The organism is Streptomyces sp. NBC_01439 (genome assembly GCF_036227605.1).
In the GTDB taxonomy this organism is placed as follows: domain Bacteria; phylum Actinomycetota; class Actinomycetes; order Streptomycetales; family Streptomycetaceae; genus Streptomyces.
Window position 1 is genome coordinate 5,965,820 of the sequence record NZ_CP109487.1, and the last position, 15,330, is coordinate 5,981,149.

At 60.0% G+C, this 15,330-nt stretch carries 13 protein-coding genes; 6 read left to right on the forward strand and 7 right to left on the reverse strand.

Going from position 1 to position 15,330, the window contains the following annotated elements:
* Positions 1 to 6 precede the first annotated feature (6 nt).
* The 5 genes from OG207_RS26955 (at position 7) to OG207_RS26975 (ending at position 4,470) form a co-directional block, all read left to right on the forward strand.
* A complete protein-coding gene (locus OG207_RS26955) occupies positions 7 to 165 on the forward strand; it encodes a hypothetical protein (RefSeq protein WP_329101618.1) in 159 nt (52 codons plus the stop codon).
* Between the two features lie 4 nt (positions 166 to 169).
* Positions 170 to 2,353, forward strand: a complete 2,184-nt coding sequence (locus OG207_RS26960; protein ID WP_329101620.1) for a type IV secretory system conjugative DNA transfer family protein — start codon at positions 170 to 172, stop codon at positions 2,351 to 2,353.
* A 62-nt stretch (positions 2,354 to 2,415) separates the two neighbouring features.
* Positions 2,416 to 3,054 carry a hypothetical protein gene (locus OG207_RS26965; protein ID WP_329101622.1) on the forward strand — a complete coding sequence of 213 codons (639 nt, stop codon included), beginning with the start codon at positions 2,416 to 2,418 and terminating at the stop codon, positions 3,052 to 3,054.
* Between the two features lie 105 nt (positions 3,055 to 3,159).
* Positions 3,160 to 3,840, forward strand: coding sequence for a replication-relaxation family protein (locus OG207_RS26970; RefSeq protein ID WP_329101624.1), 681 nt, complete (start codon positions 3,160 to 3,162; stop codon positions 3,838 to 3,840).
* Positions 3,841 to 4,140: 300 nt separating this feature from the next.
* Positions 4,141 to 4,470 (forward strand): hypothetical protein, encoded by a 330-nt coding sequence (locus tag OG207_RS26975; protein WP_329101626.1) that lies wholly within the window; start codon positions 4,141 to 4,143, stop codon positions 4,468 to 4,470.
* A 302-nt stretch (positions 4,471 to 4,772) separates the two neighbouring features.
* On the opposite strand, the gene OG207_RS26980 is transcribed toward OG207_RS26975, so the two are convergent.
* The gene (locus OG207_RS26980; RefSeq protein WP_329101628.1) at positions 4,773 to 5,561 is read right to left on the reverse strand and encodes a hypothetical protein; all 789 of its coding nucleotides are present in this window, start codon (positions 5,559 to 5,561) and stop codon (positions 4,773 to 4,775) included.
* A 436-nt stretch (positions 5,562 to 5,997) separates the two neighbouring features.
* Here OG207_RS26980 and OG207_RS26985 point away from each other — a divergent pair, with 436 nt between their 5' ends.
* Positions 5,998 to 6,762, forward strand: coding sequence for a Shedu anti-phage system protein SduA domain-containing protein (locus OG207_RS26985; protein ID WP_329101630.1), 765 nt, complete (start codon positions 5,998 to 6,000; stop codon positions 6,760 to 6,762).
* A gap of 80 nt (positions 6,763 to 6,842) precedes the next feature.
* Here OG207_RS26985 and OG207_RS26990 read toward each other — a convergent pair whose 3' ends face one another.
* The 6 genes from OG207_RS26990 to OG207_RS27015 all read right to left on the reverse strand — a co-directional run bounded on the left by OG207_RS26990 (position 6,843) and on the right by OG207_RS27015 (position 15,325).
* A complete protein-coding gene (locus OG207_RS26990) occupies positions 6,843 to 8,345 on the reverse strand; it encodes a tyrosine-type recombinase/integrase (protein ID WP_329101632.1) in 1,503 nt (500 codons plus the stop codon).
* Complete coding sequence (locus OG207_RS26995; RefSeq protein ID WP_329101634.1) at positions 8,345 to 8,563, reverse strand: helix-turn-helix domain-containing protein; 219 nt, start codon at positions 8,561 to 8,563, stop codon at positions 8,345 to 8,347. The genes OG207_RS26990 and OG207_RS26995 overlap by 1 nt, the downstream gene beginning before the upstream one ends.
* An 82-nt stretch (positions 8,564 to 8,645) precedes the next feature.
* Positions 8,646 to 9,470 carry a replication-relaxation family protein gene (locus tag OG207_RS27000; RefSeq protein WP_329101636.1) on the reverse strand — a complete coding sequence of 275 codons (825 nt, stop codon included), beginning with the start codon at positions 9,468 to 9,470 and terminating at the stop codon, positions 8,646 to 8,648.
* A gap of 103 nt (positions 9,471 to 9,573) precedes the next feature.
* Positions 9,574 to 11,700, reverse strand: a complete 2,127-nt coding sequence (locus OG207_RS27005; protein ID WP_329101638.1) for a type IV secretory system conjugative DNA transfer family protein — start codon at positions 11,698 to 11,700, stop codon at positions 9,574 to 9,576.
* Between the two features lie 1,387 nt (positions 11,701 to 13,087).
* On the reverse strand, positions 13,088 to 13,411 hold the full coding sequence (locus OG207_RS27010; protein WP_329101640.1) for a hypothetical protein: 324 nt from the start codon (positions 13,409 to 13,411) through the stop codon (positions 13,088 to 13,090).
* Between the two features lie 336 nt (positions 13,412 to 13,747).
* Positions 13,748 to 15,325 carry a recombinase family protein gene (locus OG207_RS27015; protein ID WP_329101643.1) on the reverse strand — a complete coding sequence of 526 codons (1,578 nt, stop codon included), beginning with the start codon at positions 15,323 to 15,325 and terminating at the stop codon, positions 13,748 to 13,750.
* Positions 15,326 to 15,330 lie beyond the last annotated feature (5 nt).

A 15,330-nucleotide genomic window follows, 5' to 3' on the forward strand; every position in this document is an offset into this window, starting at 1 on the left:
CACCCCGTGGCAAAGGCCCGGAACTTCCTGCTGCTGCTTCTGCTGGCCGCTTTGACGATTCGCGTGCTGTGGCTGGCCGTTGAGCCGATCCTTCCTTACCTCGTGAGCGGCCTGGCCGTGCTGCTCGTGCTGGGATTCGTCTACCACCGCATGACGAGGTGGTGACAAAATGACGCAAACCTACCGCCTGAACTTCCCCTCGGACCTCGACGCCGACCAAGTGGCGACGTGGCTGCACGCTGTATCGGGAACACTCACCACCGGGCCGCGGCGACTCTTGGACGTCTCGTCCATGGTGTTCGAGGTCGACGCCGGAGAACTTGGGATCTCGTACCGCCTGGTGGTGCCCGAAGAATCGGCCGACTTCCTGACCGGCCAGCTGCGGGCATTGGTGCCCGGTTCCACCGCCGAGCCGGCGGGGACGGATGATCCGCTCCACCAATGGACGGCCGCGGTCGAGCTGGGACAGACGAACTCACGACGCAGCCTCGGCACCGTGAACCCCGACGCTATTGCCGCAAGCCTGCTCGCTGGCATGCAGGGCCTCGGCCGGGGTGAAGCGCTGCTGCTTCAGTGGGTGGTGTCACCGGCACTTCGGCAGCGACCACCGGAGCCAACGGGCGAGTTGGTACTACCGGGACGACGATTCGCCTCCACACCTGACCGTGACCAGATCAACGACGTCAGAGCCAAGCTCAGCGAGCCCAACTTTCTCGGGGTGCTGCGCGTTGCCGTGAAGGCACCCAACAAGGAACGCGGCGAACACCTCCTTGCCCGTGTCCGAGCCAGCCTCCGCGCGGTCGGTAGTCACAGCAACCGACTCAAGCAGCGGCTCGTGACCAGTGGTCGCGTCATCCATCGGGTGCAGTCGCGGGCGGTGCCGACGCTCTTTCCAATGCAGCTGGCCGGCTCGGAGTTGGTTGGGCTGATCTGTTGGCCGATCGGCGCCCCGCATGTTGCCGGGCTTCCTCGTTCCCGGACGCGTCAGCTTGCGGCGACGGGGGCGATCCCACGGGCGGGCCGAGTGGTCGCGCGGTCCAACTTCCCGGGGAACGAACGGCTGCTCGCCCTGGGGGTCGTCGAGTCGGCTCAACATCTTCAAGTTGTGGGACCGACAGGTTCAGGGAAGACGGCACTGCTGACGAACCTCATCTCGCAGGACATGAACGCCGGGCGCGGGGTGGTGCTCATCGAGTCCAAAGGCGACCTCTTTAACGCCGTGCTCGACCGAGTGCCTGAACGTCGACTCTCTGACGTCGTGCTGCTGGACGTGAGCGACACGGATTACCCGGTGGGCTGGAACATCTTGCAGGGATCGCCGTATGTGGCGGCGGCCAACATCCAATCCCTCTTCGACCATCTGTATCCGCAGGACGCCCGAGGGGTGAGGGTACGAGCAGGCTTCTACCACCTGATCCTGACGCTCATGTTGAGCAAGGGCGCTTCCTCCCCAATGACCTTTGCCGACCTGGCGGCGCTGGCAGTTCCCAGAGGAGACGAAGCAGCGTTCACGGAGCAGTTGGTACGGGGCGTTTCACATGTCGATGAGCTCAGCGGGTGGTGGTCGGAGATTACGAGCCTGGGCCGGCCGCAGAGGAACGCGTACTTCAAGCCGCTACTCGACCGCATCTGGCAGCTGACGTCTCGGCGGTCGCTGCGAAACATCATCGGGCAGAGCACGAGCACGGTGGATCTCGCGGACATTATCCGTAGCGGCAAGATCCTGCTCGTCAACCTTGGTCGGAAGACAGAAGGACAGGACACGGCCGGGCTGCTGGGGTCGCTGCTGCTGAATTCAGTGTGGAGTGCGGTGCAGGCCGGGGCGAGTAGTTCTGACCGACCAACCATGCTCTACCTGGATGAGTTCCAGGACTTCATCAACCTCCCGATCTCGCCAGCAGATTGGTGCGCCCAGGCGAGAAGTATGGGGCTGGCCGTGACAGTGGCCCACCAGTACCTCGGGCAGCTCTCGACGGAGCTGCAAGCGGCCACACAGAACAACGCCCGTTCCAAGGTGGTGTTTCAGACTGCCGTCGACGAGGCCAAGGACTTTGCGCGTCAGTTCGGCCGCAGCGTCTCTGAGGACGATTTCCTGAACCTGGCGCGGTTCGAGGTGCTAATGCGACTCGCCACTGAGGACGGGGTGAGTTCGCCCGTCACTGGGGTCACGTTGCCGCCTGTTGATGCGACCGGCTTCGGCGACGAGGCGCGTCGGCTTTCCCGCTCGACCTATGGACGACCGGTCGCCGAGGTGGAGGCGGCAATCAAGCGGCGCCGCGGCGTACCGCCGGCCCCGGAGCCTTCTACGAGGCGGCGGCGGTTCGGTGGACCGAGGAATGCAACTGGCCAGTAGCTACGGCTGGGTCGTATGCTGATCTGTTCGGTTCTATCGAACTCACCCACGGAGGTAAGAAGTTGACGGATCTCAAGAAGATGGCGGAGCAGCTGGGTCTGCTCATCGAGGAGTACTCCACGATGAGCAGGCCCCTGCCGAAGGAGAAGGTGCGCATCCTCAAGAACCGGCTCGAATCCGCCATTGAACGGGCTTCCCTTCCTGGCAGCACGTACGCAACGCAGCTGGAGCAGGTTCGAAAGCAAACAGCCTCTGACGGGTGGAGGCTGGAGGCCATCCACGGTATCGCTGTCGGACTCCGCGACGATATCCAGGCAGGGTGGACTGAATCGGTCGTCGAGCTGGTGCACGCCGATATGCATAGCGACTACTTGGAGATGGCCGAGACCTTGCTCGAAGCGGGCTATAAGGACCCGGCGGCAGTCATCACGGGTACCACCCTCGAAGTTCACGTTCGGGTTCTCTGTGTGAAGTACGGCGTAGGCACCGAACTGCCCAACGGCACGCCGAAGAAGGCGGACACCATGAACGCCGACCTGAAGAAGGCCGGTGTCTACGACGGGTTGCAGCAGAAGCAGATCACGGCCTGGATGGATCTGCGGAACAAGGCGGCACACGGTGACTACGCCGAGTACGACAAGGCCCAAGTGCGCTTGTTCATCGAGGGTGTCCGGGCCTTCATGGTGAAGTACCCGGCGTAGGCGAACCCCGTAGGCCAGGGGTAGGCCGACCGTAGGTCTACCCCTGTACCTGTAGTCACTCTGACCAGCGAGAACGCCGGGGTCTATCCGGACGGAGAACGGACGTTGGAACTGACCCACCGCGACTATGACGTACTCAAGCTCACTCACACCTTTTCGCAGCTTGCCTCAACCCACCTAAGTGAACTCCTCTTTGCTGACCGATCCCATTCGGTGCCCGATAAAGTTATCGGGCGACTCGTACGGCTCGGGTATCTGTCTCGGGTTGGTCGTCGGGCGACTGGCAGCAAGGGCGGGGCGGGGGCATTTGTGTACCAGCTCGGCCGCGCTGGGCGGCTTCTCCTGGACGTCGACGGCCGCTTGATGCCGAACGTCAATAACCATGCCCTCATGATTGCCGACACCTACTTGGAGTTGCGACGGGCGGAAAAGCTCGGGGTGCTCCAGCTTAAGGATTGGTCGGTGGAATTTCCCGTACCTCCGAGTGTGCGTGCGGACTTGTTCGCGATGGTGGAGTACCCGCAGCAGGAAAGACGAAGCAGCTACTTCCTTGAGATCGACCTAGGAACGGAACAGCCCGCCCGTATCCGCGAGAAGGTGGCGGGTTACTGGCGAGCGGTCGAGGCGAGTACGGATGAATTCTTCCCGTACGTGGTGTTCGTGGTCAAGCAGCAGGTTCGCAGTAACGAGCTGACGCGCGTCTTCCGACGGCTGCCCGAGGAGCAGCAGGAGATGATACAGGTGTGTCTCTTTTCGGAGCTGATCCCTCGGCTCTTGGAGCTTTGATTCACTCGAACCCGGATCACGTCGCACGGTACGTGCTTGAAGCGCTCGTCTATGAGCGCGAGGCCGGCGTCGAGTAGGTCGGTTACTTCATCCTTGCTGCACCATGACGTGGTTCCTCCCTATATGTCACGCCCATTTCCACATGGGTGACGATCACATAAATGATCAACATCTCAAATATAGATACAAAGGTTGTCATAATTGGTCGAACCTAGGTGAAGCTGCGCGACCCCGGGTACGCTCCCGATCGGGTCGCTGATGACCCGTCAGCTTGATCATCTGAGATGGGGTGGATTCCTGATGAGTCCAGATGAAATGCGGGCAAGGATTGCTGAACTGACCGCCGAGGCTGCCGCACTCAGGGCATTTGCAGATGCCGCAGATCGTGGTGAACACGACGACGAACAACGCATTGCCGCCGCCGTCGCGCGAATGCTTCCCATCCCAGAACCCAAGAGGGGTCTATTTGGAGGCATAAAGGGAAAGAGTCGCCAGGAGCAGGAGCAGGAGCGAATCGAACTGGTTCGACGAGCCCAACGGTCCACACTCTCCCTGCACGCACTCAATCGCGTGACTAAGGAGATCTATCCCGAGATCCATGAGCTGCAATTCAGGCTTGCAACTCTGTAGTCAGCGACCAAGTCATGCACGAGATATGGGTAGGAGCCGCATGTCGTACAACGGGGATAAGAAAGATACGTACTGTAAGACCTGCAAGAAGAAGCAGACATGGGTGAAGTGCTCGAACTGTAACGGGCGAGGTCCGACCTGGAGCACGACCTGTAAGTTCAAATGCACTGGCGGGTATAAGTGCGCAACGGCGCCGACCGACCCGCATCACCCTGTCGGCGACATCAAATAGACGTCACTCCTACCAGAGCCCTGGTCGACTGTTTTGGTCGGCTAGGGCTTTGCTGTTGCAGCAACGTACCTTAAATCTTTTTGTTGACGATGGCCGCAAAATCACGATCAGCCATGAGTCGTTCTTCTGGATACACCTCGTACACTGCCACAAGCGTTGCTTGCCATAGCTGGATCACGGTTGCGACGTCCTCTCTGGCTGTCAAGTTTCTATCAATCAGAAACGCGACGTCCGGACTGCTAAGCAGGCCAGAAGAAATGGTCACGTGATCCATCTCGCTTGGTTGCTTATCCCCGATTCCCGACTGCACAAAGCTAGAGATCGCCGCCCCTGGATATCCGAGGAGCATGCCGAAGCGGATGTTGTGTGGACTCCACCAGTCTGCGAGCCACTGCTTTGGTAATACGCTGTTTTCAATGGCTCTGGCGAAGGAAATATCAAGCGCGCCCACCCATGCAAAGAATCCCCAGTTTGAGCGTTCGGGTACCGGTCCAGTAGAGACAATGGCATCAAGCGGGTACGCTTCGCTCAGGTGGTCGGCAACGTCAAAATTAACGAGAGCGTATGACGGCAGGTCGGAATCATTCCCGTTGGGATTCTCGTTGAGCCATAAGAGTCCATTGTCCGAGAGGAGCTTTTCAAACTTCGGCATGTCGAGATTAAACCGAAGCTTGTCGTTATATGGGCTGAAACTACGAAGTCCAGCAAGTGCAAGAATGTTGCTGGGGGCGAGCATGTAAGCGAGAAGCCGTGGATCAAGGTGCTCGAATCCTCGGAGGAGTTCAAGTGCGCGCCCCGCGTAATCTTTAGCGGTCGCTTTGGGTGGCACGTAGGGGATCTCCGAGAAAGCAGCTTTCATCTGCTTTCATTTTAATTCTTTTGTGCCATAAGTCCAATATCCGCAGTTTGAAGCGCTCGTTCAAGAGCGCGGCGCCAGTGTTGGGTCGGTCGGATCACCAGCGAGGACTACCCAGTAGGTTCGGGGGAGTCCTCGCTGCGTTGTGGGGCGTAACCAGGCGCTCGGGTAGTTGCGACGGTTCAACCCTCCCCGCCGGCTGCGGTCGAGGACGCGTCTACCACGTGGCGGCCCGGTGGTCCGTCGGCTCACCTTGATAGTTGCCATTGTCTGCGCTCCGCTCTCCGACTCCATCCATACTGCTGTGGTGCGCAACTTCCCCTATGCAGAGACCGACACAAGTCCAGACCGTCCACAAGCGCCTACCTGGGAGACCTATCGAGCCTCATTGCAGCCCCAGTGGCAGAGCCTTCTGGATTCATCCCCGAATGAGCGGGAGATGCAGGAGTTCTTGGAGCTGCACCCCTGCTTCCTCCCAGGAGCGACGGACAACATCGGCCCCGGAGGACATCACGGGCCTTCGTTCTCCGCTGTGATTCGACAGCCTCCGCTGAAAGGTCTAGGTCCAACGCGCGTCCCAGACTTCATGTGGGTTCGACGAGACACAGGAGCTATCCGGCCGATCTGCATCGAGATCGAGAGCCCTCGAAAGACTTGGTTCAACAAGGGGTCGAGGACACCAACCGCCGAGTTGACACAGGCGATCGACCAACTCACCGAGTGGAAGGTCTGGTTCTCTTCTCCGGAGAACCAGCTCATTTTTGCGAAGACATACGCCCCCAGATACTCTCACCGCCCCGTTGAGCCACAGTTCGTTCTCGTCTATGGGCGAGACTCAGAGTTCCGCGCGGCGACCTCACCCCACGACAACCCCGACTACATGCGGCAGAAGCGTGACCACATGCCTCGGAGTCGTGAACATTACTTCACCTATGACCAGTTGGCTCCGGAGAGAGAAGCAGGGGACTACGCCACCCTCACGCGCCAGGTAGACGCATGGAGCCTGCACTCGGTACCACCGACCTTTTCAACTGGACATCACATCACGGAAATGAGCGAGGCCATCGGTGATCCGTCGGAAGGACTATCCCGAACTGACCTCATGAGTACCGAGAGAAAGGCGTATATCGTCGATCGGTGGAAGTACTGGCGTGGTATCGCACTGTCGGAACATAACCACATGTTCTCGAATGGCCGCGAGTAGTCGCCAACATCGACCCCGTGCCGCCACCGTAGGCCGCGCCTTCCAAGGGGTGTGGCCGGCGGCGGGTTGGTCATCACGAACTACGCAGCAAGTTCTGCCTCCTCGCCCCTGGTGTCTTTGACGGCAACGTTGACGGCTACGACGCCGAGCAGCCACCGTCTTCGGCTGTCCTGTAAGAAAGCATCAACCTCGGTGGCGCGCTGTCGCACACTACCTCGCACGGACCTGTTTCGAATTTTCATCCTGGCAATCGGAGTTCGATTCTCCGTGAGATCACCAAGGAAATTATCCAACCAACCGACAGCAGGCACCCCTGTTGTCGGTTTGTTTTTAGCCTCATCGGCGAAGTTGAAACGTGCACTCAGAGATGGCGTAGTAGGTGTTTGACGGCAGTTCTGACGGCAACCCTCACTATCTTGCGAATCCGTGTTGCCGTCAGGTTGCGCTGTCATTTGTGAACTTATCGGGCTCGCCGATGAAACTGCTTCCGTCATTAAGGTCAGGGCTGTAAACCGTGACTCCATGCTGGCGTGCTGGTAAATCTTCTGCGTGATCGCAACACTGCTATGCCCGAGGATCAATTGAATGTCCTTGTCTGGGACACCCAGCTCCTTCATTAGGGTTGCAGCTCCATGGCGAAGATGGTGCAACTTGATTCGCCTCATCCCAAACTTGGCGCAGAGGTGCAAGAAAGCTCGGCTGTAGTTCTGTGGCTCGATAGGTCCGCCCGTCGAGGTGGTGAAGTTTAGGCCGCCCTCTGAGGGTGTTTGTCGCTCGTGATGCTCTCTCAATACATCGGCTACAACTCCGAGCAAGGGGAGGGTGCGTTGACCGGCCTTTGTCTTGACCGGTCCTATTTGTACTTTCCCTCCAGCCCGAAAGACCTGTTGTCGGATGTAGATCCTCTGGTGCACGAAGTCGATGTCTTGCCAACGTAGCCCAAGAACCTCACCGCGACGCATCCCGTACAGTACTGATAGAAGAAAAGCCGGGAACCAATGGTGCACTTTGGCTGCTTCAAGAAATTGCTTCGCCTCATGCGATGACCACGGCCACACCTCCTCACCTTCGCCGTAGGTTTCTCTAACGGTGACCAGCTGGGCGACATTGCGTGTGAGCTGTTCCTCTCGCATGGCTTGTGTAAGGGCCGAGCTAACTACCTCTCGTAAGGTCTGCACCTTGCGCACAGACTGCCCGGCTGCCAACTGTCGATTAAGGTAAGTCTGGAGTGTTGGCACGCTCAATTTGTTGAGTGTGAGGTGGCCCAAGCCGGGCTTGAGATACAGTCGAACGTTTCCCTCGTACAGGTCGTACGTCGTCGCGCGGCGGTTAGGCTTAATCACCTCCTTCAACCAGTAGTCGAGGTATTCCCCGAGCTTCCACGTCTTGTCTGCGACAGGGATGCCTTGGTCGTTCTTCGCCTTGGCTTCGGTGAGCTTCTTTGAAACCTCGGCGCGGGTCGCGCCATAGACGCGAACCCGCTTACGTGTTCCATTGCTCGTTAGTACATAGACGGCACCTTCATAGCGTCCATCCTGGCGTCGGTAGATCGTGCCTTCACCGTTTGCGTTACGGCGCGCCATCAGGCTAAGGACTCCTTCCAGCCCTTCAAGATGAACGCTTCGACTGAGCGCAGCGGTATCAGTGTCCGCCTACCAATCTTGACCATCTCAAGCTGCTTCGACCGCAGCAGGTCGTACAGCTTCCACTTGCTTATTCGTAGCCTCATGTACGCCTCGCGCACTGTGAGTAGTAATGTATCTTCACCTCCAGGGATCGCACGTTTGATTACCTCATCCATTAATTATTCTCCTTCCAGTTAAAACTTTTCACTTCCGCTTGTGAACCTCGCGGCGGACTTCTGCACTGTGGTTTTGACATCATCATGCGGCGGCTCCTTGTCCCGACCCTCCAAGCAACTGCGGGCCGTCATCAAGGAGGCCGACATCAAAGAGCGCCTGGGCGTCACTGGCGAGTTTCTTGACAACTCCCGTGATCTTCTCGGCCCGTCGCTCGTTCTGCACCAGCCAGACGACTTTCGGGAAGACACCACGCCACTGTTGCTCCATGCCGCTTCGCCAGTAATCGATGTACCGCTGTGACTTCTTCTGGATGGTCGGCAGCGTCTCGGTGGTCAGGTCGACCTCGATGAAGCTGCTGTGCTCGATAGCCGCGTGAGCCAACCGCACGTAGGCGTCCGGCTTGATCTGCACCAGCTCGCCGCCGGGGCCGGTGAAGTGACGCCAGTTGGCCGGCTCGGCGTCGTAGGTCAGTAGTTCCGTCGAACCTTCCCGGTGTCGCTCGACCAGTTGAACGTAGAGTTCAGCGACGGCGAGCATGTGGTCTTGGAAGTAGGGTTTCGACTCCCAGACCCGGCGACGCCTGCCACCGAGCGGGCCGTCCGTGTCGATGACCGCTTGACCGAGCCCGCTCAACCCGTAGATGTAGCCGGACGATCCCGCCCGCACGCCCCCAATGATTCGAGAGAACCGCACCACGACACCGAGCTCACTAAGCCGGGTCATCATGAGCTGCGCGCGGCGCGTCCTTGCTGCTGGCGATCCATCCGTCACGGCCAGGCGGCGAATCTGGTCGAGACTGAGCAGCCGCACACGGTGCAGCGAAGCCAGCACCGCAAGGTCACGCGGGCTGAGCCGACGACGCAGCCGTTCCACCCGCGCCGCTGGGATGAGGGATGGCCTCACCATGGGTGAACTCCCGTTGGTGAGAGTTTCTTTGGCGCGTACGTCCCAGCAACAGAGGCATACCGACCACCGCAACCGACGCGGAGCGAACCACGAGACGAAACCATCACGCTGTCCTCCGTGGCTGCTGGCCAATTGGAGCGTCGGGCGTTGAGGATCGTCCTTGCCAGCGCCGCTGTAACTCGTCGTCCAGGCCGCCGCCGTCCACCCCGAACCGCTGCGCGCTTTGGCGTCGTAGGTCGGTGGGATCACTGAGGGGTCGCGTGTCCGGCTGACGCGTACGGATAAGGAACGGTTCGCTTGGACGGCGGTTCACCAGGACTTCGGCGTACGCCTCATGGCTACCGACGAGCGACAGATCACCGGCAGCGAGGCCGCCGCCGAGAACGCTCGCGAGCGTCGACGCGTCCTCGCTGCTGGGACGGAAGACCACACGGTTACGGGCGTTGGCGATGATCCCGGCCTTCATCTTCGGCGGGAGCTGACCCATGTGCTGATGCGCCACCGTGAGCCCGACACCAAGGCCGCGTGCCTGGGCGAACATGTCGCCGAGGTCTACGGGGAGCCGGAGGTACTGCTGTACCTCGTCTATGACAACCATGACCGCGTGTCGTTGGTTCGACGGAACCACCGCTCGCCGCTGCATGGCTTGCCAGAGCTGCGTCACCAGGAGCGCACCGATCATCTGGGATGTCTCCGCCCCGATGACGCCAGTGTTCAGGTTCACGAGCACGATGCGCGGACGTTGAAACAGCTCGTCCAACGTGAACTGCGGTCGAGCCTGACCGAGCAGTCTTCGGATGGCGGTACGACTCAAGAAAGCCCGGGTCTTGTTGAGTACCGGGCTGACGACTTGCTGACGTTCTGCCTCCGACAGACCGTCGTACCAAGAGAAGAAGGGAGCGAGGACAAGCGGGTCGTTGACGCTGGCGAGCACCCGTCGGCGGAAGGCTGCGTTGGTCAGCAGGACAGGAAGGTCAGCGAGCGTGCTCTGGTCGCCTCTCGCTAAGGCCACCAGGGCGTGCATGAGAACGTCGCTACTCCGTGGCCCTAGCCCAGAGCCGTAGAGCTCGCGGAACAAGTGCAGCAGATGGTCGGCACGTTGCTCGGCGTCCTCGTGTGGTCCCGCCAGCGGGTTGAAGCCAACGACCTCGCCAGACGAACCCGGCTCGATGACCACCACATCCTTACGACGCTCCGCGGGGACGCCGGCCAGGGTCGCTTCTACGAGGTCACCTCGGGGTTCGAGGACGAAGACACTTCGGCCTGCCTGGATGTCGGCATGAAGCAGTTGGTTCAGGAGCGTGGACTTGCCGCTTCCCGTCGGGCCGACGACGTGCAGATGATGGCGGGCACTTTCCGTCGGCAGCGTCACCAGTTGGTCGCGCTGACTTGGGTGCAGGCCGGCGCCGAGGACGCGTGCGCCTGGTTGGTGCCGTCCTTCTCCCGGCACGAGGAGCGCGGAAGGTGCCGGGTACTGGCGGCCGTGGCCCGCGTGCCGTGACCCCGTCGCTTCTACCGGCCAGCCGACGACAGACGCCAGCTCGGCCATGTTGAGGACACCCGACCACCGATTATTCGTCGTGGCCTCGTCGAGCTGGTGGACGCTGCGGACAGAGCCTCTGGTGATCCAAAGTTCTGCTCGGCTGCTGCTGACAAGCTGGAGCGCTTCGCCCAGTCGTCGGACGAGAAGACGAGTGGATTCAGCGTCACGAGCACGCGCGCCGATCCGGCCCCGGACAAGGAACAGCGGCTCGGCCGTCTTGAGCTTCCAGAGCCGCCGGTCGTCGGTAGTCTCCTGGGCGACGGCGACCAGGCCGAGGGCACGAGCGATGTTGAACGCTTCCGGCCTACGACGTCGAGACTGCTTCGGCCCGATGACCCACTGCAAGGCGATGGATTGCCCTCTACCGAGGGTGTTCATAATTTCGAGTAGTCCAGCGGTGACGCTGGCGGCCATGTCGGTACGCAAGGGGTCGGCGAGGTTCGACAACCTGACGTTGGCGACGACCAATGGCGTTGGCCGGTCTGGTTGATCCAGCGGAACCAGCACCAGGCCGGGGAGCTGTGCCTGCATCTGGCCGGGCAGCCCGCCTGCTATGCGTTGGTCGAGGCCGACCAACCAGCGGATGTCTCGACCGGATGATGCCCGAATCTCAAGGGCGACCGCCGGCGTGCGCTTGAACCAGCCGACCAAGGGTCGGTAGGCCAGCGGTTGGAGTGCCTTGGTCACGTCGGCCGGGGCCAGCTCGTGGGGGAAGTGAATCTCGAACCAGGCGAGGCCGGAGTGATCCGGTGGTCCTGTTCGCTTGGTGGTGGGGTTTAGTGAATCAGTCTTGTCATTAGTCCTCCTATCTCGTTTCTAAAATCTGGGGTGCACAAAGCAAGACCAACGCTCGGTGAGTGCTGGTTGCTTGCAGTATGGCTGCTCGGCTTGTCGTGGGAGTGAGTGACCGCGTGTGGTCGGGTTTGCTCCTTTATTCCACTATGGGGAATGGGTGCGAGGTATTCAATGACTTTGGCGCAGATTACAACACCGAAGAGAATGTCTACGGCAGGGGTGGGTGTGCCAATGAGACGCAACCCCAATCGCTATATTTTCACGAGTAACTGAGGATTGAGGGTGAAGTTCGGTCGTTTAAGAAGGGGGATCCATCTCGGAGAGGGTAGGTCACCCTACCTGCCAAGTCCCCGAAAAACATCACTCAGCACATCCCTCACGCTCGCTCCTTGAGCTATCCGAACCCCATTCACGCCAACCACAACACCTATGGCTGCAAGAATAATAAACCCTCCCACGTCGATCCAGTCTGGGGATTGCAGTATGAGCGGCAGAGCGAAGAAAATAACAGCCAAACCGGTGGCAGTTAAGATAATGCTGAGAATTATTCTACTTAGAACCTTCATGATGATTTCCAATATTTCTGCGGTTGTCCGCCCCCCCCCCCCGAAGAGGAGGCGGACAACCTGTAGGGACCTAGGTATAGGTGCTAGCCCTGTCGACCCGAGCCGCCACGCTGGCGACCCTTGTAGGTCGTGTCCCGACGTTGACCGCGCGCCTGGTTGGCGCGTCGGTTCTCGGCCTGGGAGTCCACGTAGTTGCCCTGCGTGTTGGTGCTGTTCTGCGCGGGCTCCTGATACGCCTGTGCGCCTGTGACGATCATTCCGGCGGCCAGCCCCGCACCCTGCGCAGCTGAGCGGAGACGACCATCACGCGACTGAGCTTCACGAGCCCTTCGCGCAGCCTTACGCCGCTCGTACTCAACAGGATTGAATAGCGCCATGGCGAAGTCGCCTAGAGCTTCCCCAAAACCCATGCGGGTTCACATCCATCTCTGCGATTTCTCGCGGACGGGTTGGATTTAGCAAGATTCACGCAGCTCATTGCCTTGATATCGGATCGAGGCGAGCGGCATTACAGATGTAGCCTATAGATTCAACATCTGTTCTCACTGGGAGTGGATTATGGGATATGTCGGACTATATTGCAAGCGTGAGCGAAATGATAAGTTAGTTCGAATGACTGGATTGATAAACCCCCGCCCCGATGACCCATGTAGGTCACCAGGACGGGGGTTTCCGCATCTACCGGGAGCGTTGGTAGATGCGGAGTTGAGGGGTTAGCCGCCGTTACCGACGCGGGTTCCAGGGACGCGGCCACGGGTGCCGCGTGCATCCCTCAGAACCTTCGGCATGTCGGTGGCGGCCTTATTGAACTCCTCAAGCGGGACGTACGCGTCACGCTTGGTGTTGTCCGGCATCGTGATTTCGAGAATCACGAGATCGGCGCTGGTGTCCGTGAACGCCTTGAGTTCGGGTACGAGCACGTCCAGCGCCTTGGGCTGGTCGATGTCCGGGTGCTGCCGGACAACGACGGCCGCAAACTGCTTGTCGTCGCCCTGCTTACCGCTGAGGTCTGAGACCTTCTGGCTCACGATTGCCATTTCTGCTCCACTCGGTTGTTTGGTTCTCGGTCGAGGCTTGTTCCTCGGCCGTACTTCTATTTAGCCAAAATGAACTGGTGGAGGGCTTGAGGAGTTTGGTCGGTGGAGTTTGGGAGTGGTTGATATATAATTAAGGCAGAGAAATGTCTATGACAGCCAAGCAAGAAAGAACGTCAGCGCCTTTGATCCAGCAGCCGGCCAGCAAGGTCGAGCTGTTTCAAAGTGTGGCGGGCACAAAAAAATCCAGCCCCGCACCGACAGCGGTGCAGGACTGGATTGATGCGCAGCTAGCGAATGCGCCGGAGCTTACGGCAGGTCAGTTGAAGAGGATCGGCGCTATCCTTGGCGGTGCACCACTTGAAGACGCTCAGGATTAAACCGGTTGCTTCCCTTGGTGGCGGGCATCAAGATGATCGCCTCGAACATCTGAGCCGCGATGGCTCGCCGCTGTTCTACTTCCAAGCTCGGCCACGTCTCGACCATGTTGGTTGACTTCGGCGCGGCATGCTTCTTGGCGTAGGCGGTGCGCTCCTTGACGAGTACCGCGATAGCCGCTTCTTTCTTCCGTACCTCTGGCCAGATGTGCGGCCCCATGTCGGAGTTCTCTTTGAACTGGGCCAAGAGGTTTACCTTGGCGGCGTTGAGTGCCTTGAGCTCATCAGCCTTCGGCCACGGCTGGGTTTCGACCTCGATGCGCTGTGCTTCGAGTCGGGCAAAGATGAGCTTGGTTACCAGCGCATCAATCGCGTTGCCTGAGCCGCAGGCTTTGCCGCATCCGCCGTCGTTGACCTTGCAGGCGTAGTCGAAGCGTCCACTACCCTTGGCGTTTCCCGACAGCTTCTTTCCGCAGCTCCCACACCGGATGATGTGCGAGAGCATGTACTTGAGTTTCCCGATGTTGACGTGTCCTTCTGGACGGTCGGGGCCTGCCAGTAGCGCCACGACGGAATGCCAGGTGTGCTCATCCAAGATGGCCGGGTACTGGCCCTTGACCGGGTTGCCTTGGTCGTCGGTGAGGTAGCGCGTGTGGTGCGGCTGATCCATCGGGCCATGCACCCGATACCCGACCATGCGGGGCGACGTCATCATGAGGACGAACGTCCTACGGCTCCAGGGATTGCCCTTGGTGGTGAGCCTTCCCGCCGCGTTCCACTTGCGGATGATGGTTGAAGCCTTCACGCCAGCGAGCAACATACGAGCTGCTGCCTTGATCTGCCACGCTTCCTTGTCGATGATGGTGCGCTTGTCATCCGCCCATCCAAAGGCGCGGTTGCCACCAACCGGGATGCCCCGGAGGGCACGCGAGAGGTGACTGTCCCTCAGCCGACGTGACGTGTCGGTGGATGAACTGGCGCGGGCGTTCAGGACGTAGCGTGCCGCAGAACGACCGTTGTCCGTCAGGAGGTCGAGCGATCCACGGATGTCGAGGATCGGGCGGTGGTAGTACTGCACCACCTCGATGGCGTCTTCAAGGTGGCGGTGGTCGCGGGTGAGACGGTCGATGTCATAGACGACCGAGCCATCTACGTGGGTGGTCTTGCCGAACCCCTCGGCGGGGGTGAAGTGCTCCGATTCAGTGGATGCCTTCTTGAGGTCGCCGAGCATCCCCTCAAACACCGGGCGGATGACGCGGTAGATGTAACTACCGTCTTCCTGCTTGATGCGCTTCTTTTTCCACGCCGAGGTGTCAGGCTCGTCGTAGGTGCCGACGTAGGTGCCGCCCCGAGATTCGACGTACTTGCGGCAGAGCGCCTCTTGTTCGTTGCGGTTGTTGATGTCCCCACCGGTGAGCGGAAGACCGGACGTTTCACGGTCAGGGTGGGTTTCGAAGGACAGTCGAACCAATCCGGCGATATTGAGGCCGGTGAGGTCGCCCCTGTGGACGCGCTCGATGATGTTCGGTTGTGACTGCACTGCGT